The 21,770-nt window shown below is 40.7% G+C and carries 22 protein-coding genes and 1 tRNA gene; 12 read left to right on the forward strand and 11 right to left on the reverse strand.

Annotated features, from left to right (window positions below; translation table 11 throughout):
• The first annotated feature begins 63 nt into the window (after window positions 1-63).
• Complete coding sequence (msrA, locus tag ACFE93_RS10375; RefSeq protein ID WP_375473215.1) at window positions 64-741, forward strand: peptide-methionine (S)-S-oxide reductase MsrA; 678 nt, start codon at window positions 64-66, stop codon at window positions 739-741.
• A gap of 49 nt (window positions 742-790) precedes the next feature.
• On the opposite strand, the gene msrA (ACFE93_RS10380) is transcribed toward msrA (ACFE93_RS10375), so the two are convergent.
• From msrA (ACFE93_RS10380) to ACFE93_RS10390, 3 genes are all read right to left on the reverse strand, one after another.
• Window positions 791-1,282, reverse strand: a complete 492-nt coding sequence (msrA, locus tag ACFE93_RS10380; RefSeq protein WP_375473216.1) for a peptide-methionine (S)-S-oxide reductase MsrA — start codon at window positions 1,280-1,282, stop codon at window positions 791-793.
• Between the two features lie 196 nt (window positions 1,283-1,478).
• Window positions 1,479-2,075, reverse strand: coding sequence for a peroxiredoxin-like family protein (locus tag ACFE93_RS10385; protein WP_375473217.1), 597 nt, complete (start codon window positions 2,073-2,075; stop codon window positions 1,479-1,481).
• A gap of 336 nt (window positions 2,076-2,411) precedes the next feature.
• Window positions 2,412-2,678, reverse strand: coding sequence for a hypothetical protein (locus ACFE93_RS10390; protein WP_375473218.1), 267 nt, complete (start codon window positions 2,676-2,678; stop codon window positions 2,412-2,414).
• Between the two features lie 311 nt (window positions 2,679-2,989).
• On the opposite strand from ACFE93_RS10390, the gene ACFE93_RS10395 reads away from it, so the two are divergent.
• The 5 genes from ACFE93_RS10395 to ACFE93_RS10415 all read left to right on the forward strand — a co-directional run bounded on the left by ACFE93_RS10395 (window position 2,990) and on the right by ACFE93_RS10415 (window position 6,578).
• Complete coding sequence (locus ACFE93_RS10395; protein WP_375473219.1) at window positions 2,990-3,190, forward strand: hypothetical protein; 201 nt, start codon at window positions 2,990-2,992, stop codon at window positions 3,188-3,190.
• 593 nt (window positions 3,191-3,783) lie between these two features.
• Window positions 3,784-4,509 carry a hypothetical protein gene (locus ACFE93_RS10400; RefSeq protein ID WP_375473220.1) on the forward strand — a complete coding sequence of 242 codons (726 nt, stop codon included), beginning with the start codon at window positions 3,784-3,786 and terminating at the stop codon, window positions 4,507-4,509.
• 32 nt (window positions 4,510-4,541) lie between these two features.
• Window positions 4,542-4,610, forward strand: a tRNA-Ser gene (locus ACFE93_RS10405).
• Window positions 4,611-4,684: 74 nt separating this feature from the next.
• Window positions 4,685-4,915, forward strand: coding sequence for a hypothetical protein (locus ACFE93_RS10410; protein ID WP_375473221.1), 231 nt, complete (start codon window positions 4,685-4,687; stop codon window positions 4,913-4,915).
• A gap of 229 nt (window positions 4,916-5,144) precedes the next feature.
• Window positions 5,145-6,578 carry a VWA domain-containing protein gene (locus tag ACFE93_RS10415; RefSeq protein WP_375473222.1) on the forward strand — a complete coding sequence of 478 codons (1,434 nt, stop codon included), beginning with the start codon at window positions 5,145-5,147 and terminating at the stop codon, window positions 6,576-6,578.
• A 437-nt stretch (window positions 6,579-7,015) separates the two neighbouring features.
• Here ACFE93_RS10415 and ACFE93_RS10420 read toward each other — a convergent pair whose 3' ends face one another.
• Window positions 7,016-7,396 (reverse strand): hypothetical protein, encoded by a 381-nt coding sequence (locus ACFE93_RS10420; RefSeq protein ID WP_375473223.1) that lies wholly within the window; start codon window positions 7,394-7,396, stop codon window positions 7,016-7,018.
• A 100-nt stretch (window positions 7,397-7,496) separates the two neighbouring features.
• Here ACFE93_RS10420 and ACFE93_RS10425 point away from each other — a divergent pair, with 100 nt between their 5' ends.
• On the forward strand, window positions 7,497-8,327 hold the full coding sequence (locus ACFE93_RS10425; protein ID WP_375473243.1) for a hypothetical protein: 831 nt from the start codon (window positions 7,497-7,499) through the stop codon (window positions 8,325-8,327).
• An 8-nt stretch (window positions 8,328-8,335) separates the two neighbouring features.
• Window positions 8,336-8,974: a ThiF family adenylyltransferase gene (locus ACFE93_RS10430; protein ID WP_375473224.1), complete on the forward strand. Its 639-nt coding sequence runs from the start codon at window positions 8,336-8,338 to the stop codon at window positions 8,972-8,974.
• Window positions 8,975-9,127: 153 nt separating this feature from the next.
• Here ACFE93_RS10430 and ACFE93_RS10435 read toward each other — a convergent pair whose 3' ends face one another.
• The 3 genes from ACFE93_RS10435 to ACFE93_RS10445 form a co-directional block, all read right to left on the reverse strand.
• Window positions 9,128-9,520 carry a hypothetical protein gene (locus ACFE93_RS10435; RefSeq protein ID WP_375473225.1) on the reverse strand — a complete coding sequence of 131 codons (393 nt, stop codon included), beginning with the start codon at window positions 9,518-9,520 and terminating at the stop codon, window positions 9,128-9,130.
• A 39-nt stretch (window positions 9,521-9,559) separates the two neighbouring features.
• Window positions 9,560-9,745, reverse strand: a complete 186-nt coding sequence (locus tag ACFE93_RS10440) for a hypothetical protein (protein ID WP_375473226.1) — start codon at window positions 9,743-9,745, stop codon at window positions 9,560-9,562.
• Between the two features lie 399 nt (window positions 9,746-10,144).
• Window positions 10,145-11,194 (reverse strand): adenosine deaminase, encoded by a 1,050-nt coding sequence (locus tag ACFE93_RS10445; protein ID WP_375473227.1) that lies wholly within the window; start codon window positions 11,192-11,194, stop codon window positions 10,145-10,147.
• A 387-nt stretch (window positions 11,195-11,581) separates the two neighbouring features.
• On the opposite strand from ACFE93_RS10445, the gene ACFE93_RS10450 reads away from it, so the two are divergent.
• Window positions 11,582-11,791 (forward strand): hypothetical protein, encoded by a 210-nt coding sequence (locus ACFE93_RS10450; RefSeq protein ID WP_094352741.1) that lies wholly within the window; start codon window positions 11,582-11,584, stop codon window positions 11,789-11,791.
• Window positions 11,792-12,154: 363 nt separating this feature from the next.
• On the opposite strand, the gene ACFE93_RS10455 is transcribed toward ACFE93_RS10450, so the two are convergent.
• Together ACFE93_RS10455 and ACFE93_RS10460 are read right to left on the reverse strand one after the other, a co-directional pair.
• Entirely contained in the window at window positions 12,155-12,466 is a 312-nt protein-coding gene (locus ACFE93_RS10455; RefSeq protein ID WP_375473228.1) for a threonine dehydratase, read from the reverse strand.
• Window positions 12,467-12,572: 106 nt separating this feature from the next.
• Window positions 12,573-13,262 (reverse strand): phosphodiester glycosidase family protein, encoded by a 690-nt coding sequence (locus ACFE93_RS10460; protein WP_375473229.1) that lies wholly within the window; start codon window positions 13,260-13,262, stop codon window positions 12,573-12,575.
• Between the two features lie 349 nt (window positions 13,263-13,611).
• On the opposite strand from ACFE93_RS10460, the gene ACFE93_RS10465 reads away from it, so the two are divergent.
• The 3 genes from ACFE93_RS10465 to ACFE93_RS10475 all read left to right on the forward strand — a co-directional run bounded on the left by ACFE93_RS10465 (window position 13,612) and on the right by ACFE93_RS10475 (window position 19,095).
• Window positions 13,612-14,802, forward strand: coding sequence for a sigma-70 family RNA polymerase sigma factor (locus ACFE93_RS10465; protein ID WP_375473230.1), 1,191 nt, complete (start codon window positions 13,612-13,614; stop codon window positions 14,800-14,802).
• Between the two features lie 25 nt (window positions 14,803-14,827).
• On the forward strand, window positions 14,828-16,033 hold the full coding sequence (locus ACFE93_RS10470; RefSeq protein ID WP_375473231.1) for a DUF1822 family protein: 1,206 nt from the start codon (window positions 14,828-14,830) through the stop codon (window positions 16,031-16,033).
• A 671-nt stretch (window positions 16,034-16,704) separates the two neighbouring features.
• A complete protein-coding gene (locus ACFE93_RS10475) occupies window positions 16,705-19,095 on the forward strand; it encodes a CHASE2 domain-containing protein (protein WP_375473232.1) in 2,391 nt (796 codons plus the stop codon).
• 49 nt (window positions 19,096-19,144) lie between these two features.
• Here ACFE93_RS10475 and ACFE93_RS10480 read toward each other — a convergent pair whose 3' ends face one another.
• Window positions 19,145-20,647 carry an HlyD family efflux transporter periplasmic adaptor subunit gene (locus ACFE93_RS10480; RefSeq protein ID WP_375473233.1) on the reverse strand — a complete coding sequence of 501 codons (1,503 nt, stop codon included), beginning with the start codon at window positions 20,645-20,647 and terminating at the stop codon, window positions 19,145-19,147.
• 219 nt (window positions 20,648-20,866) lie between these two features.
• Window positions 20,867-21,229, reverse strand: a complete 363-nt coding sequence (locus tag ACFE93_RS10485; RefSeq protein ID WP_375473234.1) for a beta/gamma crystallin-related protein — start codon at window positions 21,227-21,229, stop codon at window positions 20,867-20,869.
• Window positions 21,230-21,770 lie beyond the last annotated feature (541 nt).

Below are 21,770 nucleotides of genomic sequence, written 5' to 3' on the forward strand. Positions count from 1 at the left end.
CTAATGACAAAATAGCTGAATAAACTCTAGCTTCGTCTATTAAATAAAGGAGTTCACAACGTCATGTCAATTTATAACTTTACTCTCTCTAGGCAGTTATTACGCAACTTGTCCATTATTTCGCTGACTTTTGTACTCCTATACGGTGCATCTCGTGTGATACTTCCTGCTCCCGCCACTGATATCTCGAATGCTGCACCGAAGGGAAAGCAAGTAGCGGTTTTCGCTGGTGGGTGCTATTGGGGAATGGAAGCAGTTTTTGAGCATCTCAAAGGTGTTTCTGATGTCGTTTCTGGCTTTTCTGGGGATGATGCAAAAACCGCAGACTACGCGATTGTTAGTGCTGGATTAACTAATCATGCTGAATCAGTGAAAATCACTTACGATCCATCACAAATATCATATAACCAGCTTCTGAAGGTCTACTTTTTGGTAGCGCATGACCCAACACAGCTGAATCGACAAGGCCCCGACTCAGGTAAGCAATATCGTTCGGTCATCTTTTTTGCTAACGATGAGCAGAAGCGAGTCGCACACGAATATATCGCTCAACTCAACAAATCGCGAATCTTCGACAAGCAGATTGTGACAGAATTAGCTCCTTTGAAAGGTTTTTATCAGGCTGCGGCATACCATCAGAATTACATAGCACATCATCCGAGCGATCGCTATGTGGTAGTGAATGACTTGCCGAAACTGGCTAAACTTCAAGCAAAGTTCCCTGATATGTATAGCAAGTAAGGGGATTTACAGCATTCGGCTTTTAACATCCCCCTGAACCAGTGAAAGATTAGCCTATCCTATAAGATGCTCGTCCTTGCTTTTCCAGATATTGCTGATGATACTCTTCCGCTCTGTAGAATTGCGATGCAGGTACAATTTCCGTCACAATTGGATTTTTGTGATAGCGAGAACTATGCTCAAGCTGCTCCTTGGAGGCTCTTGCTAATAATTCCTGCTCTGGAGTGTGGAAAAATATCACTGACCGATACTGATAACCAACATCTGGCTCTTGGTGGTTTGATGTTGTGGGATTGTGCTTATTCCAAAACACATTTAGCAGTTCATCATAAGATACTATTGCCGGATCGTATTCCACTTCCACTGCCTCAGCGTGTCCAGTTTTGCCTCTACAGACATCTTCGTAGGTTGGATTCTCAAAGTGTCCGCCACTATAACCAACTGCTGTAGAAGTTACTCCCTTTACTTGACGAAATGCTGCTTCAACTCCCCAGAAACAGCCTGCTCCAAATGTCGCTTTTTGTATATTGGTGTTTTGCATATCTTTGACAACTCTTTTACGATCATTTTAAATGAAACTCATCAAATCAGATAGATACTTGAAAAGGAAATATTTTCAAGTATCTATCTGATTTATTTTAATTATTAGAGTGACAGATTATTCTGATATGAGTATGATAGAAAGCTGAGTATTATCTAAGACTTGAAAAAGATGGTGCAAATCTAAAATTAATATACTAGCTTTTGCTAACTATAGGAATATTTCTGAGAATACTCACTATTTCAATTGGGTCTAACCGTTTAGTATAATCTGCATCAACAAAAGCATAAACTATTTTTCCGTCTCGATCGACTACAAATGTAGCTGGAATAGGTAGTTCAAAAGACTCATCTCCATTGTATCTAGGTAATACATGACCCTTTTCTTCTAATATATGTCTTAGATACTCTGGGATTTGAAACACAATTCCAAATTGACGAGCAATCATGTTGCTGCGATCGCTCAATACTTCATAAGTTAGCTCGTGTTTTTCTACAGTTGATATGGTATGACGATTATTTTGAGGTGAAATAGCAATTATTGATGCTCCTAATGTTTTAATCGCAGGTAATGCTTGCTGGAGTCCTGCTAGTTCCAAGTTACAGAAAGGACACCAATAACCTCGAAAAAACGAAATAACTACAGGCCCATTAAATAGTAGTTTTTGTAATTCTACTAGTTGATTGAAAGCATTAGGTAGAATGAAATTAGGAATAATATCTCCTACCTTTAAACTTTGGTCAATTATACCTGAATAAATTAGTTCATTTTTGAGAGATTCTGTAAAATTCATCGTAATTTTCCTGAAAGTGAACTTATACTTTTATGTACCTTTCTAGAGAAATACTGTTGCAGTGAATTTACTGAAATAAGAAAAATAGACCCTTGGATTTGCATTACAAAAAGGCAGGAGTTAGGATAGCAGCGTATTCCAATATTCCTTCCCACTCCCAGCGTCAAGCTGTCTCTACCAGTCTTTCTTTGCCGTTGGTAAATTGGATGAATTCTTATCCATTATCATAAAACACATCAGCAACCAGTCGATTACGCACATCGTACCACCACTTAGAGACAGCGGCATTCCACCACCTTTACCCCGTGACTTTAGATTGGTAGTTCCAGGTAGTCATCACGCCATGCCTTTGGCTCTTGGTAAGCCCAACAGTTCCTTATCAAGGACAATTGCCCGATCCATCTCGACACTTGACATGATGTAAATTTTGTAGTATATTTGTAGTATAAAAATAAAAGCCTCCTCAAAAGGCAAAACTAAAACCCCTTGGAACCTTGACAATTGCATAGATGCTACTGTTTGGGGCCGCGATTGGCGTTCGACAGCTCCGAAGCCAACAAACGGACGGTTGCAGGATTCGGGTTCAATTCCCGACGGCTCCATTTGCTTTGATTTCTATTGAAGGTTGCAATAACCTCAATTAGAACATCGCAATTATGCTTTCCTTGGGTCTGTAGCTCTAACGGTAGAGTTCCCAGATGTCACTTGTGCCCTAACAGAAAAAGCTTACATACTAGCTCAATAGTAGAGCGATCGTCTCTAAAACGATAAGTTGCAGGTGCGATTCCTGCGGTGTTACCACAGCTTTTTCGACTCGCATGAGGTGTGAGTGTAACTCTCACAGGGAGGGTATCGGTTCAATCCCGATCAGATCCACTAATATCAATTCGTAATTAAAACAAGAGGTGATTGTAATGGTTCATATTCGATTTGAAGGACGTTCTGTTGATGTGCCAAAAACACAATTGGGAATTGCAGCAGGGATGAATGATGTGGCAGTGAAGGAGCGCGTTGCTCGGTATTTAGATGTGAATAGCGATCGCCTCTCTGCTTACGTAATCGATCGCCGTCCTAGTGGCGATCTGATTGTTCGCCCGGAAGCTGTCTATGGTTAAATTTCCTAGTCATCTGTGCCCTAACAAAAGAAGCATACATACACATTCATAACGGCCCTAAGGTAGTAAAGTTCGAGCGATCGAATCAGCGAAGCATGATTTCTAAGTCTCTCGCAGATTTAGCGTGCGTGCCCACTGCCAATATTTGGTAAGAGGGATCGTAGCTGTAAAAAGCTTCTTAAACTTGCACAGAATGATTTAAGACTTAATTTTGCGCCCTAACTTGTAAAGCCTACACACACTCCGGCAACGGAATGCAGGTTCAACTCCTGTCGCTCCCTTTGATGGGAGCGTAGCCAAATTGGTATAGGCAATTGTGAAAACTGCTTTGCTAACTTGTGCGGAATTCTAATTATTTTAGGACTTACGCATAAGAGATCCCCCAACCCCCTTAAAAAGGGGGCTTTTGAGATCCCCCCTTTTTAAGGGGGGTTAGGGGGGATCGAAGTTTCAGGTTTTGAGTGCGTTAGTCCTGTATTTAAATCGGATTTATCTATAACCTTTACTCAACACAGAGGTGAGTTCAATGATGTTAGCTAACTCATGTTTAATAACAACTCAATTAGTACAACTGCATTTAAACAACGTGAGATATGAGCGAACATCGTTTGAGCGAGATTGTGATTGAGCGTCCTCGCGGTGGGAGGAGAATTAGCCTCAAAAAGGTGACTGGCTTTAAGAAGCAATTATACAAAATCACCCAGGATGCTATTCAAGATGGATTGTTGAATCCCTACCTGATTAAACCAATAAATAAATCTAAGTATCTTTCAGATCATCTCGGCCCTCTGCGTCGGTTTTTGCGCTCACAAGTCGGACAGCCTTGGAATGACGTTTACAGTCAACTGTGTCAACGACTAGATCCCAGTACAATGGCAGGACAGCATGTCATCGATCATGTGTGGGACTACGTTGAACGGTATGTAGAAATAATTGATGGTGGTTTTTATAGCAAGCCTTATCGAGGGTATCGAATTCAGCTAGATGTAAGCCATCGCGATCGCTTCTATATCCATCCTGAAACTAGAATTCTTTGTGCAGCCGAGAAAGTACCTCGAAAGCAGAAGTCAAAGCAGAAGCAAACTGATATTGTCATCATTGATAATTATCATCAATACCAAAAGCTAAACGAGATTTGGTATTTAATTACCTTTGAAGATTTTCCACCCCCACCAACTCATTATGTGACCGATGTTGTCAAAGGGATAATTCATCGTTCTGCGGCAATGTATAGAGGTCGAATGATTTACGCTGTTAGGAAACAGCAGTGTAACAAGAAAGAAATTCGATTTATTTTAAATCAACTTTCTAAAAACTAAAATTTTCACTTCGTGCCCTAACTGAAAAAGCTTACATACTAGCCGAATGGTAAGGCACTTGACTTGAGATCAAGCAACTATGGGTTCAAATCCCGTGTGTGAATCAACAGCTTTTTCGACTTGCACGAGGTGATCTTATTTCATTTCAATATGGAGGTGAAAACGATGAAGAAGATTGATAATTTCAACATCGAGCCTGAAGATTTCGACGATTTCTGTTTTTGAACCATCAAGCAAACGTCGTCGTGGCTACCCATCTGAAAAAGCTGTTAAACGTGGCGTAGGCGTAGCCCGCCGTAGGCATCGCTTTGTTCATGGCAACAAGGAACTACAAGAAAAGCTTGGTAACAATGACCTTTGTCTTTGTGGTTCTGGTCGCTGCTTTCAAAAAGTGCTGTCGCAATAGCGGCAGATATGATGGCAGCCTACGCAGCTACTACTTTTAGGGAGTAGTACCAACGATTTTGATACTTTACATCAAATTTCTAATTGGCAGTTGTTGCCGCGCCCCGATCGCAGAAGCTTACATAAGTCTGAAAAATTTATACACAATGCTTCTACAACTTGCGCGGTGACTTGATCGCCCCGCGTGCAACATCTGCCTCCTCATCCATCACAACTAGAGGAGGTTCATAATGAACACCGCAGAACGTGACCTGCGTTTGGAAATGCTCAACAGTTTGCTCACAACTCCTCACCGCAAGCTTGAGCAAGTCGCAGAAATTCATCAGTTGATTGTTGAACTCGATCCCATCTTCTACGGACACCTGGCAGTTTGGTATCAGCGTCATGGTGATGTCCGCGACCATAAAGAGGTGTTTGTTGCTCATTTGTTAACCAGCAATTTGACTGAACACCGAGATGCTGGATTTATGATGCTGCAAGAATTTCCTCCCTATCAAGTGGCTCGTGTGGTGGACTTCATGAAGCAGCAGCAGAATAAACTGCCTCGTTCCGCCCGCACTGCGGTACGGCGTTATCTAAAGGTACGGGAGAGTAATCCGGCTCTGTTTGATCGCGCTGCTCTGAGAGGTCGTAAAGCAATGAAGCACTTATACGCTTCGCTGCACATCAAGCCAAATGAGCGGGCAAATGCGATTCTATTTGGCGATACTCCTCCAGAGGGTTCTTTAGCAAATGTGCTGAAGCAGCTTGCTAAGGCAGAAAATGCCGCAGAACAGGCACGGCTGATTGTCGAGTTCAAAATTCCATATACGATCGCAATTGGTACAATCAACCAACTTACACCAGTTGTATTGGTGGCATTAATCAACAGCATGACTCCTCAAGAAGCGATCAACAATCTCAAGTCTCTCCAGACTAGAGGTGCAATGGATCACCCAGAAGTCAAGAAGCTGATTGATTCTAAGCTGGAAGCAGCGTCTAAGAGTACGCGTGTCTCAGCATTTAAAGCACAGATTGCCACAGACGCAGGAGATTTTGACGCAGACACCGTTGCCCAACTGGAAAAGGTGACAAACGAACAGGTGAAACGGCGTGGTGCGATCGCTCGTCCAACTGCTTTATTGGTAGACAAGTCTGGTTCAATGGAAAATGCGATCGCGACGGGTTTGCAACTCGCTGCCCTAATCTCTGGTATCACTAAGACAGAACTGTTTGTCTACGCCTTTGACACCATTCCTTACGCTGTTACAGCAAAAGGCAAGGAGTTGAGCGACTGGGAGCGTGCCTTCCAGCACATCAAGGCAGGCGGTGGTACTAGCATCGGTTGTGCATTGGAAGCAATGCGGAAGAAGAAGCAGGTAGTTGACCAGATTATTCTAGTGACGGATGAGGGCGAAAATGCTGCTCCTTACTTCGGTGAAGTCTACAAGAACTACTGCCGGGAATTGGCGATAATGCCCAATGTGGTGATTGTCCGTGTGGGTACTCATTACAACTGGGTGGAAAGTCAACTGAAGCAGCAGCAAGCACCTGTTGATACGTTCACTTTCGCGGGTGACTACTACAGTTTGCCGAACATCGTTCCACTCCTGACGCGCCCCTCTCGTCTGGATTTGCTGATGGAGATTTTGGATATGCCGTTGCCTGTGCGAGATGATAAGTAAGTTCTGAAGTATGGCAATGTTTACCATTACAAATAGTAAGCATTGCGTATTTTGTAAAGTTAACTAACAGTAGCTAGGATTTCATCCCATGAACTATGATTACCAGAAGGCGAGGGAGGCTTGCTAGAGAAAGTTTCATCAAGAATCTGAAGACGTAACATATTATAGTAGTATCTTGCGTGCCCCAACTCTTGGAGCCTACATACTAGTACGAGAGGAAAAGTAACACTGTCAAATACAGTGGGCGTGTGTGAACGGGGAGTGCGAAGAACCTGGGAGGTAGGCTTAAAAGTAGCCATTCCTTGAAAGAGTGTGTAACAACTCACTAGCGGAGTCCCTCTAGTAACTGAGAACACGCAATGCTCCACCAACTTGCACGCAGGAATTGTACTACTTTCTAAGTAGAAGGCTATCGATTAACAAAATGAAAATTAACTTCAAGTCTTTGACTTTAATACTTCTATAGCTTTAAATCCTTCTATAGTCTGGCCTAAAAATATCATGGGAATAGCCAAGCCAAACGGTTTACCTGTTTGAATCAAATTGTAAATAGCAGTTAAAGCATTTAGCGACATCAATCCTACTGCAATACCTAGTGCAATTTTTGATTTACGTTGGACAAAGAAACCTAGAACTAGATAGAGTAAACCAAAAAATAAAAAACCAATTCCCAATATTAGATAATCAGGCAATCGACTACCAGCAACAAAGAATATTATGCTTAGAAAAATACTCAAAACTCCAATTGCGTAAACTGCACGGTAAGCAGATGCTAACTTTTTTCGGGATTCTGATATTTGTTGTATTTGGGTAGTCATTATTTTTCTATTTTTTGGGTTTACTGACCGACAATTATGTTTTTTATATACTCAATTGCTGGCAATAATCTTGGGTAATTATGCGTAAACAGAGATAATGATGACTGACATCCGTAAGCTAATCAACCAAATTGCGATCGCAGAAGCACAGTTGTCTGCTACCCAATTTCTTGCCCCCTGCGTCAAAGGTGGACGAGTTTGCACACGGGTAGCCGGGATGATCTACACTTTCAGTCCAAAGCCTAGTAAATTTGAAGGTTGGGGCATCTTTCAGCCTGTGGATGAGAAAATAGCAACGGTTGTAGAAGAAGCAGACTTACCCCAAGTTGCAGAATACCTGCAACACTTTCCCCAAATACGGCTGCGGTTAGCACACCAACTACGGAAACAAACCTGGTTAGCATACCCTGTGAATGAAGCAGATATACGTCAACGGTTGAAGGTGGTTAAGCCGATCGCAGTCCACTTAGTTACTGAGGGTATCGCCTTTGAACAAATCATTGCCCGATGGAATGGGCAGTCTTGCTGGTTCGAGGAAGTAGATCGCCGTACCGATCCGGCAATTTCTGAAACTCTGCAATCTGCCCTCAAACAACTCACTCCTGCTGAGGAATTAGAGTTTAAGGGCATTACTCCAGAAATCCGCACAGTGTATGAATTAGCAACTCGGCGCATTGAGGGATTTACTCAACCCCAACAGGATGAAAAGCGATTGAGAAAGGCATTGCAAATGGGCGGTGGTGAATTAAATCAATTCCACGATCGCAGCGATTACTGGACAGTCGATTGGATAACTGCTGATGGTGTTCGCCATAGTAGTGCGATCGCTAAAACTGATTTGACTGTTGTTAGTTCTGGTATTTGTCTGAGTGGACGCGATCGCGATTTTGACTTGCAATCCTTAGTTGGTGTCATGGAACAACAAGAGTAGTGAGAACAATGAACATCTTTTTTCACGAACAGCTTTACCGCACCAATGCTGTGATGACAAAGTTAAAAAACTATCCTGTAACTATTTGTGGGGCTGGAGCATTAGGAGCTAACATAGCTGAAAACTTAGCTCGGTCTGGTTTTGATAAACTTACAGTGATAGATCGCGATCGCATTGAGGAGCGTAACCTTTCGACTCAGCCTTACTACCGTTCTGATGTGGGAGCGTTCAAGGCGAAGATTTTAGCGAATAATTTATATCGAGCAATTGGTACTAAAGTTGATGCTAAGACAAAAGAGTTAACACCAGCAAATACAACTCAATTACTCAAAGACAGCCAGTTAATTGCCGATGTCTTTGACAATAGCGTGGCACGTCAAGCAGTGAAAGATTATGCTGAAGAATTAAATATTCCTTGTCTTCATGCTGGACTATCAGCAGATTATGCAGAAGTGATTTGGAATGAAGTTTATCGCGTTCCTTCTGAGGTGAATGATGATGTCTGTGATTATCCGTTGGCACGAAACCTAGTAATGTTAACAGTGGCTGTAGCGTGTGAAGCGATCATTTCATTCATTGCGACAGCAGAACAGCGTAACTTCACCATCACCCAGAAGGATCTGACTGTTCAATCTCTGTTTTTGTAGATTGCGTAGACGTTGGTGATTTTGACGTTATGGCTATATCGGCTTATCAAACGAGGAGGTCAGCCCTTTCGGGGAAGTCAAAAGTCAAAAGTCAAAATTAATAATCCCCATAAATAAATTTAGGGGCTTGTATCATGAGTCTTTTTTGGTCAATTATCTCTGCGACCTTCTGTCATCTGAATTTTTGGCAAGTAGCACTATGAGAGTAATTGGAGCGAAGAAGATTCCAAGGAAAAACCATAACCATGCATTACGACCGGTATTCTGGGCCCACAATGCACAAAACGCTCCAACACAAAATATTGCAATGGCTCCAGCTTGCCTAACATCGTGTTCTAGGTTAGAGACTTGATACTTTAAACTTGTGACTTGTGACTCTAAACTTGTAACTTGTGATTCTAAGTTTGCAATTTGTGACTCTAGATTTGTGGTGTTCGGTGCATTTTGCTGGGCAATCCAAAAGCTTATTTCTGAATACCTCATGTGAGTGCCCAAAATTTGCTGAACACAATCTACCTCTTTACCCCTGCTGATATAACTTGTCATGATTCCACCTTTATAATTTAGTACAAAGCAATTAAGTTGTTATATGAAGCTTATTTGATGTTGTCTTAACTGTCCTTGCGTCGTTAAATGTATTTGACTGTAAAGCCTGCCATAATTAAAGCGATGCAAAACTACGTCCCGAAAGCTTATCCAGGTAAAGTCATCTTCTTGTGAGCAAGCGATCGCGACTCCTTCAACCCGCAAAATCCAGAACTCGGTTGGCATGATTTGGCGATGGAAGGGCTAGAAATCCACGAAGTTCCTGGTAATCATATAACAATGAACTTTCCTTCTCATGTCCAAGTCATAGCTAAGTTGTTAAACGGGCGCATCTAGCGGTTGGGGGAGAGGTAAGTGAAATTGTTTCAGTATTTCTATTGGTAATATTGTTATATAATTATCCGAACTTGATATTATAGCAAGAATCCTTTTTCAGTAAAGAAGGAACCACAAATATACACCGATAAATTATCTGTGTGCATCTGTGGTTTTATTTCTAAAACATTAATTTTGCAAGATATCTATTATGCATTACAACTTTTTCTATGGCATCAGAATAAATTAGTAATTGCAACATTAATTAACATTCAATCACCTAACTTTATGAATATCTTTAGGCGATCGTTAATTAGTATCTCTCATGGACAAAATTTTAGCTGGTTCAGGTTTGAGCAAACCGTTCAACAGTGATGCAGGAGGTTGACTGTAAGGCCAAGCAAAAGCATGACGGAAAGCTGCATCTTGACAAGCTTGTAGTTGTTCAAAACTAATAATGTTGTAAGTCAAGAGATTCTCATACTCAAAAGGTAGACGCACATTGTGCAATCCGGCATTATCAGTACAGATAGCGATATCAACCCCAGCATCAAGACAACGGTCAAAAACTAATTTGAGTTGACGTATATCTTGCAAAGTTCCAGTTTTGAGATAAGTTGTCGGACAAACCTCCAAACATTGTCCGCGTCTAGCCACATCATTAAGTAGTTCTGGATATAGTAGGGGAATTTGAATGCCGTGACCAATTCGCATCAAATATGGTAACAGTTCTGGGTAACAACTAGCGGTGGTTTCATATAGATGTCCCGTGGTGTTAACGCCCAGCGATCGCGCATAATCATATAAGCTAATCCATTCTTCTAAGCGATCGGCGTAACTACTACCACCTCCCGCTACATCTACTGCACAGACATACTGTTTATTTTGCGCCGCCAAATCAACAATCGCCTTGTTCACCTGATATGGTAGGCGCGTGTGCATACAGAGAATTTGGCTAGTAACAATCGGATATTCTGGCTGGTGGCTGGCAAGTCCTACTACTCGCACAATTTCTGCCATCTTGTCAATTCTTTCGGATTGACTCAGATGCTCAGGTGTCCGCAAATAAGGAGTATAGCGCAGTTCCAGATAAGCCAAATTTTCAAATATGTAAGCACCCCGCACCAAGCGATAGATAAAGTAAGGCAAAGTCTCCACAGTTTGCACGCTTTCTACCAGAGTGTGTAATTCTAGATACTCATCTAGGGTGTTACGTGGGCGGGTATAAAAATCTTCAAAATCTGAATAGTCAGCAAAGCGGGAAATTAACTCCGTAGAATGTCGCTCGAAATATCGCCATAAAACTCGTGGTACGACCGAGCCGCCTAGATGTCTATGTAATTCAGCGTATAAAGCCATAGTGGTATTTTTAGGTAAAAATTTCAATGATTGTAACAAAAACATTGAGAGAAAAATCTTCCATCAAAAAAATTTAGCTCCAACTTCTTTGGAGCAGAGGTTTCTCTTCATCTGGATTTCAATAAATACCCCGACCTGTAAACTGCGCGAACGATTTGGTGGCTTGGAATTAAATAGGGTTGAGAGCAACAAATAAAATTCTGCCTTTTACCTCCTGCACTAGTATTTACAGTATGAATAAACTTGACATTACCAAGATTAAATTGATAGCATTGATATCCTTGATTTTTGTGCTACACTAAAAAAATATTGCTATTGTTAAGCGAGTGAGATATAGCAATATATTTTTCCTTTAACAAAGCAAATTCTTGGCAAGGTTGGTATTAATTGAAAATTCAAGCGTTGGAAGTCAAGGCTGGCGATCGGATTATTGCTTACTGCAACAATAAAATGCAAACCTGCAAGGTAAAACGCATTTTAGATCCAGGTCAAGCTAATATCACACTATCAGTATTCACCTCTGAGAATTATCGCGGTTGCTCAGTTTCATCTATAGTCCGCTTCCAAAGCAACGCCTTAGTTGATTTGGTAAGTTAAAAACCAAGTAAATATTCAATCTCAAAAATATTTCTAGCTATTGTCCAGCCTCAAACTGGACAAAATTTTTATTAAAGGTGCGATGCCTGCGGTAAATACTCGCCTACGCACATACAAATTCCTTAATTGTGGCTAGATGATTTTTGTGAAAATGCAAAGCGCCATTTAGTTATTGATAAACTGTTCCAGATATAATTTGCATATTTAAATTTAATTAAAATATTGTAGTGTGGACAGCATTCGGCTGACCTGTACTGAGCGTTTTTGAAGTAGCCCTCATGCCAAAGTTTTGCCCGCCTTAATTATGCAAGTTAAAGGTGGAACAGCTTATTGCTAAACTTACCCTCCACTTGATGGCTTTTTTCAGTTCTTTTTCATATCACGAGCCATGTTGAGGTAGTAGTCGTCAAGTTTGGCATTAGAACGACGGCGGTTAGTGGCAGGAATTTTAGCAGTGTTATCCCGATTCGTTTCAATTGGCTGTTTAGCTGAAGCTTGCTTTATGTTTTGCACCCGATCGGATTCCAAGAAATAACCAGACTCACTGAATCCGAAAAGCTTGCCAAAAAAACCAAATAAATTTCCGAAAAAATTAGAAATACTTTGGAATAAAACACCAAACAAGCCTTCAAAACGAAGGAACAAGTTCCGAATAAATTGAGTTAGACGAAGCATAACAGTACCTTCAATGATTGCCTATTATAATTGTGACTCAATTCGGATTCCGGGATTGGTGATATTGCAAAAATCTACCAGTGGGTAGGTATAATTCCCATAGCCCCTAATTTTTCTGAACCAGCAAAACCGACTTCACAGGACGCTTGATAAAATTTCCCTCCAAATCAACCTTCCCGTAAAAGGTTTTCCCATTGTAATAAAGCGAAGACGAACTTCCCCTATCCAGATTCATTGCTTGATCGGCACCAAGAGTTTTCATCAAATCAGCTAATGCTGGCAAAGATATTCCAGAGTTCGCGGGAGCCAAGGGTTTTTGAGCCACCATAACTAAAATGACGCTGCCATCACGGGTGATACCTACGGCAGTTCTGGCATTGGGTTGGTTGCTGCCAAGCGCATCTCGTTTATTGGCATTGTCTACAAAGCCCTCTTTTTCTAAGGTGAGTTCTGGTAATAGGCGTGGGCCAGCACCTATAGCATCGACTAACTGACAACCTGCTGGTGGTGACTGGCTGTGTAGGGCAATGGAATAACGGATAGTTTGCCCACATAAGTAGCGACGGAATTCTGTGCGATTGAATATTTGACCCAAATAAGATTTTAAGTTGGGATTATTCACCAGCCGCTCGTTTTCCTTGGGGTTAGCTACCAACTCTCCTTGTATGACAACATAAGATGTAGTTTTTTGGTTCGCTGGGTCAAAAAAGCCTGCATTCAAAATAGCCACGGCTTGATGCTTTTGGGCAAATTCCTGTACAGTGGCTACCTTCTGTAATAGTGCAGGAGTGACCAAAAATTTGCTATTAACTGGAATCAGTACGATGTGAGCAATGCTTTGGGGCAAAGTGCGATCAAAGTAGCGGATAGTTTTTGGTGGTGAAGCTGCAATAGTGGGTATTGACGGTGTTGAAAAACGTATGCAACGGCTAAAATCGCTTTTTACGCCACTTTAACTTTAAAATAACTAAATTATCTAGATTCAATCGAATATGAGTATAGTTATCTTCAAAAAATATCAAAAAATAAAATATGTGCGCTATTGAATTGCAAATTATAAAACCAGTATCCTGCAATTGTCTACAGAAGCTTCTGCGGCTTTGATAGTTGCTTAAGTTCGGATCAATTGAAATTTTTAACTGCTTATGCGTCCTCGTCAAAAAATTATCGAGATGTTCTCAACCTTCATTGAGTTGGAAGAAGACAAATTCAGCAAATGGTTGATTGATATCAAACTACATCGAAATATTCAAAATTACTTGGAGTCTTCACCATTCGTCCCTAACTCAGAAAATTTTTGGGCGTTACATTGGCACAAGTGCTGGCGAGAGGAATCTAATAGCCTTGTTAGAATACATTTATCTGCTTATTTACAGGAATCAAATTATTGGGCTGCTAAAAAAACAATTGCCAAATTTACAAATAGTCAATATAGCCTAGCAGATTATTTTCAAATGGCGAATGCTGAAATTGAAACAATTCTTAAACAATTTAACCCAGAAAAATGCTCTAGCTTAAAAGCCTATGCTACTATGGCAGTTCCCAGTCGGCTAAAAGATATTTTACGCCAACGCAAAGAAGCTGATATCTGCACAAATTGGGCATTGTTACGCAAAGTAAGCAAAAAGCAGTTATTAGAAGCTTTTGCTCAAGCTGGATTATCACCGATTCTAATTGCCCAATATCGACTAGCCTGGACTTGTTTCAAAGAACTGTATGTTCAAAACCAACCAGGTGGCACAAAGTCACTACCAGAACCAGAACCCCAACTTTGGGAAGCTATTGTCAACCTCTACAACCGCGAACGCCAAAATCAGTTAACTCAATCTACTCCAGAATCCACGAGAGAGAAAATTGAACAGTGGTTAACCCAGACAGCTGTGTACGTGCGTGGTTATCTGTATCCACCTGTTAGTTCTCTAAATTTAGTGATACCAGAAGATGACTACACAAAAACTTTTGATTTGCCAGATCCATCCTCTGAATCATTAATCGCTCAGATGATAGCCCAAGAGGATGCCCAAAACCAACAAAATCAACAATCTCAGATTGAAGCTGTTTTGTTAAAAACATTACAAACTTTTGAGGCAAAAACCCAGGAAATACTTCAACTTTACTACCAACAGGGGTTAACTCAGCCACAGATTGTAGAACGCTTACAAATGAGTCAGCCTACTGTTTCTCGTCGGCTGATCAAATGTAGAGAATCAATGCTGAAAGCATTGATCCAATGGAGTCAAGACACGCTTAATATTTCTGTGACTTCCAACCTAGTTAATGATATGAGTAGTGATTTGGAAGAATGGTTGAAAGTTAAGTATGGGGAATCTCGCTGACGTTATGAAAAATGAGGTAGTAAAAATGACTTCTGGTTTTACGGAACCGCAAGAACTATTGTTAGAAATATCACCATCATTACAGACAAGTTCTTGGCAAGAAAGCCAAATGTACGCCACACCTAGCAGTCGCTGGCGTGCTTACATAAATCTAATTTGCCTTCATGGGTTTTTAAATTGGGTAAAAGCTGAATATATTCCAGAAGCAAGTATCTGGCATAGTTCCCCTGGTATTCCTGCTTTTTGGGAATTTGTCAATGGCACAGCAATTTTGTTAAAGGAAAAGCGAGTCGTTTTAATTCCTAGCGAGGCAATTGATGATAGCGAGTTAGAAATTCCTCAAGAATGGGTAGACATTCCCAGTTGGGCAGCAGACTATTATTTAGCAGTGCAAGTCACACCAGATGGGGAGTGGGTAAGAATTTGGAGCTATATAACCCATAGTGCACTTAAATCACTAGCAGACTATGACCAAGTAGATAGGACTTATTGTATAGACGCACGGCACTTAATTAAAGACCTTAATGCTTTTTGGATGACCTACCAATTTTGTGGAACAGAGGAGATGAAAGCTGCGATCGCTCCACTACCAGAATTATCGAATATTCAAGCAGAAAATTTTGTACAACGGTTAGGTAATTCCTCTGTAACATTTCCTAGACTTGCAGTGCCATTTACAACCTGGGGAGTGCTACTAGAGAATCAGCAGTGGCGGCAGCGTTTGTACCAAGAAAGGCTGCGATATCTACAACGAGCTGCGCCGACGCAATTTTCACAAGTACAAGTGAATCTTAGTCGTTGGCTGGAGCAGATTTACGATGATTCTTGGCAAGCTATAGAGACTTTTTTTGAGTCAAACTCTAGTAGCATAGCTTTTAATTTCCGCACTTCTTCTAGGTTAAATACTACCGCTATCAAACGCGCCAAGCTGATTGACTTGGGAATGGAAATAGAGGCTCAAAAAGTTGTTTTATTAATTGCCTTAATACCAGAGGCTAACCAACAAGTTAGGATTCGCGTACAGCTACATCCAGCTTGTAATCAACCTTACCTACCTGCTACTATCAAGCTAGTTTTACTTTCAGATCGAGGGGAAATACTTCAACAAGTACAAGCAAGAGTTCAAGATATCTACGTGCAATTGAAACTATTTGATGGGGAAGTAGGAGAATGTTTCAGCGTTCAGATCGATCTGAATAATTATCAAATAACAGAAAATTTCATAATTTAGTTATTAGGAGCCAGCAGTGTCAAATTGGTGTTGATTGGGAGCATCCTACTTATACAAAAATATCAAATAGCGAGTTGACCATTAAGATAGGCACAACGTAATTGTAGTATGGAGTGAATATTGAATAGATGCCACTGCAAGGCGAATGTATCTTATCAATAAGAGCAACTTATTATCAATAAATTGCGAAATAATCGCATTCAGCGTAGCTTCTTGACTTAGCACTAAGTTTCGATTCTTACTGCTCTATAGGATGAGAAAGGAGCGATCGCTAGTACAGCACGGCGTAAATAAACATACCCCTTTGGGTTCGGCAGTTCCTTATGGGGGGAACCCCCAAGACCGGACTGCCTCACCATTTCAAATGGTGTAAAAGCCCGAAATACAATTATGCGTGACTTTTGACTTTTGACTTCCGCCTTGCGGTACTAGTGCCTCCCCTACTCCCCCTGCCTTAAAAGATAAATTTCCTTAGCTTTATACAAGATTGATGCGATCTCTTTTGCGGCGGCTTGTAAACGTTGTTTTTCTTCGAGGGTCATAGGTTTAGCCCAAATTTGTCTTGCGTAGTCCTTATACTACACTTTCCTTTGGTATTTTTGCATAATAAGTAAAATGCTCCCTGTTGATTAATCATTAGTTAATCACGAATGGCAAAGTCCACTTAACTTATGAGTAAGCTAGTTGTCTTCAGCTTCTTGGGAGGAGATTTAAATCAAGGATTTCCTGTTGTCATGGCTCAACTTTGGTCTCATAACCAATTTGTACCCGTGAAATTAACAGGAAGTCTACCGCCAGCACCAGAACTAAGCGAACTCTACCGCAGATGGCAGTTACTCTACGCAGCAGTTCATCAACGCCTGGGTAGTAGCAATCAACGGATAAAAGTACATTCACAAGACATAACCAATATTTCTGTCAATGACTTCGATGAAGTGTGTCAAGAGCTACAAGCAAATATCAATACTTGGTTGAAATTTGAGTCATTTCAGAATATTGAACGGCAGTTACGAACTCTACTCAGTCGTAATGATGAAATTAGAGTCATTATTGAAACAAATATAGTTCTATTGCATCGTTTACCTTGGCATCTATGGAATTTTTTTGAAGATTACCCGAAAGCAGAATTAGCTTTAAGCAATCATGAGTATGAATCTCCTCAGCTATTACAAAAATCTCCTACAGGTAAAGTCAAAATTTTGGCAATTCTAGGCAATAGAGTTGGTATTGATATTGATAAAGACGCCTCTTTGCTACAAGGTTTAACAGATGCAAAAACCACCTTTCTTATAGAACCAACACGGCAAATACTTGACGAATATCTATGGAATCAGGATTGGGATATTCTATTTTTTGCCGGGCATAGTACTAGTCTTGCGGACGGGGAGATAGGGGAAATTTGCATCAATCAAACAGAAAGTTTAGCAATTTCGCAATTAAAACATGCACTTAAGGCAGCAATTAGACGCGGTTTAAAACTGGCAATTTTCAACTCTTGTGACGGAATTGGTTTAGGACGAAATTTAGCGGATTTAAACATTCCCCAAATGATTGTAATGCGGGAAGGAGTGCCAGATTTAATAGCACAGGAATTTTTAAAAAACTTTCTTACTGCCTTTGCAGATAGCAAACCATTTTACTTGGCTGTGCGAGAAGCACGAGAAAGACTTCAAGGACTGGAAAATGAATTTCCTTGTGCCAGTTGGTTGCCAGTCATCTGTCAAAATCCTACAACTGTTCCTACTACGTGGCAAGAACTGCGTGGCAAATTTGGTAATACTAAATTTGTGGGTAAAGTTTCGACAAAAGGTAAAATTGCGATATCAAAATCTAAATTTTGGAATGTACTACTTAGTACTTTTCTTGTGGCTGTTTCAACGCTAGGTTTGAGATACTTGGGAGTCTTTGAAAAAATCGAACTACAAACTTTTGATCAAATGCTACGGCTGGGACCCAAGGAAGATCCAGATCCAAGGTTGATAATTGTAGAAATTACTGAAAAAGATATTCAATCACGACAAGACATGACCAAAGGACTGAAATCCATTTCGGATAGTACGTTAGCTAAATTGCTCGACAAATTACAAAAGTATCAACCGCGAGTTATTGGACTGGATATTTATAGAGACTTCGCTGACCCCCCAAATAAATCAAATCTAATACAACTTCCGACTGAACTTAATAAAGAGAACGTTATTGTTGTCTGCAAAAGCACCGATAGTAAATACGATCCCCAAGGTGTTAAACCTCCGAAAGACGTACCTGTAGTACGTCAGGGTTTTACTGATACAATTCAAGACCCAGATGGTATCGTCCGTCGCCAAATTTTGATGATGGCACAAGAGCCTTCTTCGACTTGTACAACGCCTTATTCGTTCTCGTTGCAATTAGTTACTCGTTACTTATCTTATGAAAATATTAAACCTAAATTTAATGAAGATTATGTACAGTTTGGCTCTAAAGTATTTAAACGCTTAAAACCTAGTCGCAGTGGTGCCTATCAACAAGGAGTTGATTTAGGCGGAAATCAAATACTTGTCAATTACCGTAATACAGATTATCAGAGAGTTTCCCTTGATGATGTATTGAGCAATAAATTTGATCGTAAATCATTTAAAGATAAGGTAGTTATCGTTGGAGTGACAGCTAATACAGTCAGCGATACTTGGTCAACTCCCTACAGTACTGCACAACAAGATTACCAAGAGATATCAGGGGTATTTATACAAGCACAAATGGTTAGCCAAGTTTTGAGTACAGTTTTAGACCAACGTCCAATTCTTTGGGTTTTGCCTTACTGGAGCGATATTCTCTGGATATGCGGTTGGTCTGTAGTTGGGAGTCTGATTATTTGGTGGGTGCGATCACTGTTAAATAAAAGATACGCCATCTTTGTGACAGTTGTCATATTATATGGAGTTTGTGCGATCGCTCTTTTAAAACAAGGGCTATGGTTGCCATTTATTCCTTCTGCCTTTGCCGTGGTTGCAAGCGGTGCTGTTGTAGTGTTGATTCAACGCCGTCAGGAATTTTTCACAATTTCACAACCCTTAGTTGAATAAAATTTTTCTTTATAACTGAAAAATAACGTCAATTTGGCGATTGACGATCTCAAAAATCCGTCATTAATCTTGCTTTGCGGAGCACAAATTGCAGTACAGTTTCTTCGCGGGTAATAATATCAACTCTGCCATCCATACCCAATTGAATTTGACATTTCTTTATACTACGACCTAAAGTAAGTTTCTCTGGTTTAATTGTGACTTCGTAAAAAGCACCTACAGCAGTTGCTTTTGGGATAGAGTTCGTATCAGTATCTGCATCGTTTTTTTGCGAACTAACAGCATCAGGGGAAATCACTTTGACAACGCCATTGAGAGTACCGTAATCAGGATAAGGACAAGCACTAACTCGCATTTGCACCTTTTGACCGACTTTTATCTTACCTTTTTCCTCAGAACCGACAGCTGCTTTGATAACTAAAGGTGCATGACTAGGAACAATTTGCACAACTTCCTCCCCAGCGTGCAAAGTTTGACCAGGGTTTCTCAAATTGAGCTTGGAAATAATCCCGTCTGCTGTAGCGGTAATAGTAGTTTGCTTCAGGTCAATTTCAGCTTGCTTGAATTCGCTAGTATCACGCTCTAATTGTTTTTCCGTTTCAATTTTCTGTTTGAGAAGTGCTTGAAGTTCTCTTTCTAAGGATGCTTTATTTACTTCCCCAGAAGCTTTTTCTTGAGCAATACGTTCAGTCGCCATTGCTACCTCTGCATTGCTTGGGTTGAGGGCTACTTGAGTGCGATCGCGTTTAGCAATAGCCCCATTAACAGCTTGTTTTAGCCGTTCATTTGTTTTTTCTTGGGCCTTATAAGTTGCTTTTTGCGCCTGTACAGCTTGTTGTTGCTGTTTCACAGCCAACTGTACTTCTTCCAATTGGTCGCGGGATAATGCCCCTTGTTTGGCGGCACTGTCATATCGGCTCTGCTTTGATGTCGCTGCTCCTAAAGCCGCCTCAGTTGCGTGGAGATTAGCTAATGCTGATTGTAACTGTGCTTGCCCTGCGTATAATTCCTCTTGAGCCATTTTGACATTGGCTTCTGCTTCTTGAAGTTCAGTGATACTGGTAATTTTTTTGTCTTGATGATCGCGATCACGTCCCTGCAATTCAGCTTTCGCAGAGGCGATAGTCCGATTAGTGCGATCGTTTTCAGCTCGAATTTGACTGTCGATTGCATCAATTTGCGGAACGGTTTGAATTAGTTGTAACCTAGCTTGTTGAATATTGGTTTGCAGCTGGTTTTTTTTGGTTTGCAATCGAGAGTCATCAATAGTAGCAATTTTATCTCCTTTTTGCAGCATTTGATTTTCTTTGACGTAGATCTGCATTACCTGTCCTTCGGTCGCCGCCTGCACAATTGGCAATTCACCCGCAGGACGGACAACCGCTTGCCCTTTGACCGTAACTTTATATTTAACAACCGCAGCCACAGGAACAGCTAACGACAAGGCAAACACGATAAATAGTCCGCCAAATGTAGTCCACCGGCTAATTGGTGGGAGAAACTCGTCGTCTTGAACTAAAGGTAAAAAATTTTTTTGAGAGTTACTAATCATCAGTGTTGAGTAGATAGAAAATTCTCAATAACCATTAACTAATTCTGAATAGCCAAAGAAGATTTAAAACCATTCTTCTTAGGATAAATATCATCAATAAAGCTTAAATGCTCTCTAGGAATATGACGCAATTCTTCTGGAGTTCCTTCCCCAACACCTCCCCGCTTGCGGGGAGGGGTTCCGGGTATTATGGTTAATTACCCGGAGATCATATTAAATCTATGATATACGCAAGAGGGAACTTAGACTGTCGTTTGCAATACCGCTTGGGGGAATAGAGTATAGTCCTGGTCCGAGAGTGGTCTGATATGTCGTAAAGTCGGCGTCTCTATAGAACGCCCATGTACCCCGAATAATGGCAATAGATGAGGTTACATCGTTGAAATCATCACCAACGTAGGCAATACCATCACCTACTGATGCATTAACCGGCAGATTAGTGTTGTTGAAGTCTACATCTCTATACAAAATTACATCTGGGTTGGTGCTCCCAGTATAGGCCACACCACCACTACAGGTAGCAGCATCTTCATCATTAAGTTCCTTAATGCTAGAAATTGCTTCAAAGCAGTTCTCTTTCATTTTTTTCTCCTAATTAAGTGTGAATACTTCTTTTTTTGGCATTGCATAACTCCAGCAGTAGACCAGGGCAAACGCATCTAAATTACTCTTGATCACAACCAAGGTTAAGAACCAACGAAAAAATCAGCATTTATCGTTTGGTTTAGTTTCCCAAGCTCAAAGTGATCGCTTCAACCTGTGTCAATAAGCAACAATTAATGCGACTATTTGGGAGCTTATTGAAAATACAATCCTTTTGTTGACATGATGCGGCCGCCCTGAGCAGTAGACTGAAAAGTTTTTTAAAAGACTTACCAGCCGATTATTTGAGCTAAAAAACACCATCTGTTGAAATCCTCCCAGAATCTGCTTTTTGAGCAATAGGGTTGTGGATGGGTTTTTCTGCTATTAGCGATCGCTCTGGTCAGCCCCAGAAACATCGGTTAAAACTCGCATTATTTCATGAACTTACAAAATTTTTCGGTCTACTTGTCATAAGTTATGTTTTCATATTACTATATAATCACAAATAAAATTTACTTATTACAAAACTTTAATAACT

Source organism: uncultured Nostoc sp. (assembly GCF_964247315.1).
GTDB lineage: Bacteria > Cyanobacteriota > Cyanobacteriia > Cyanobacteriales > Nostocaceae > Nostoc.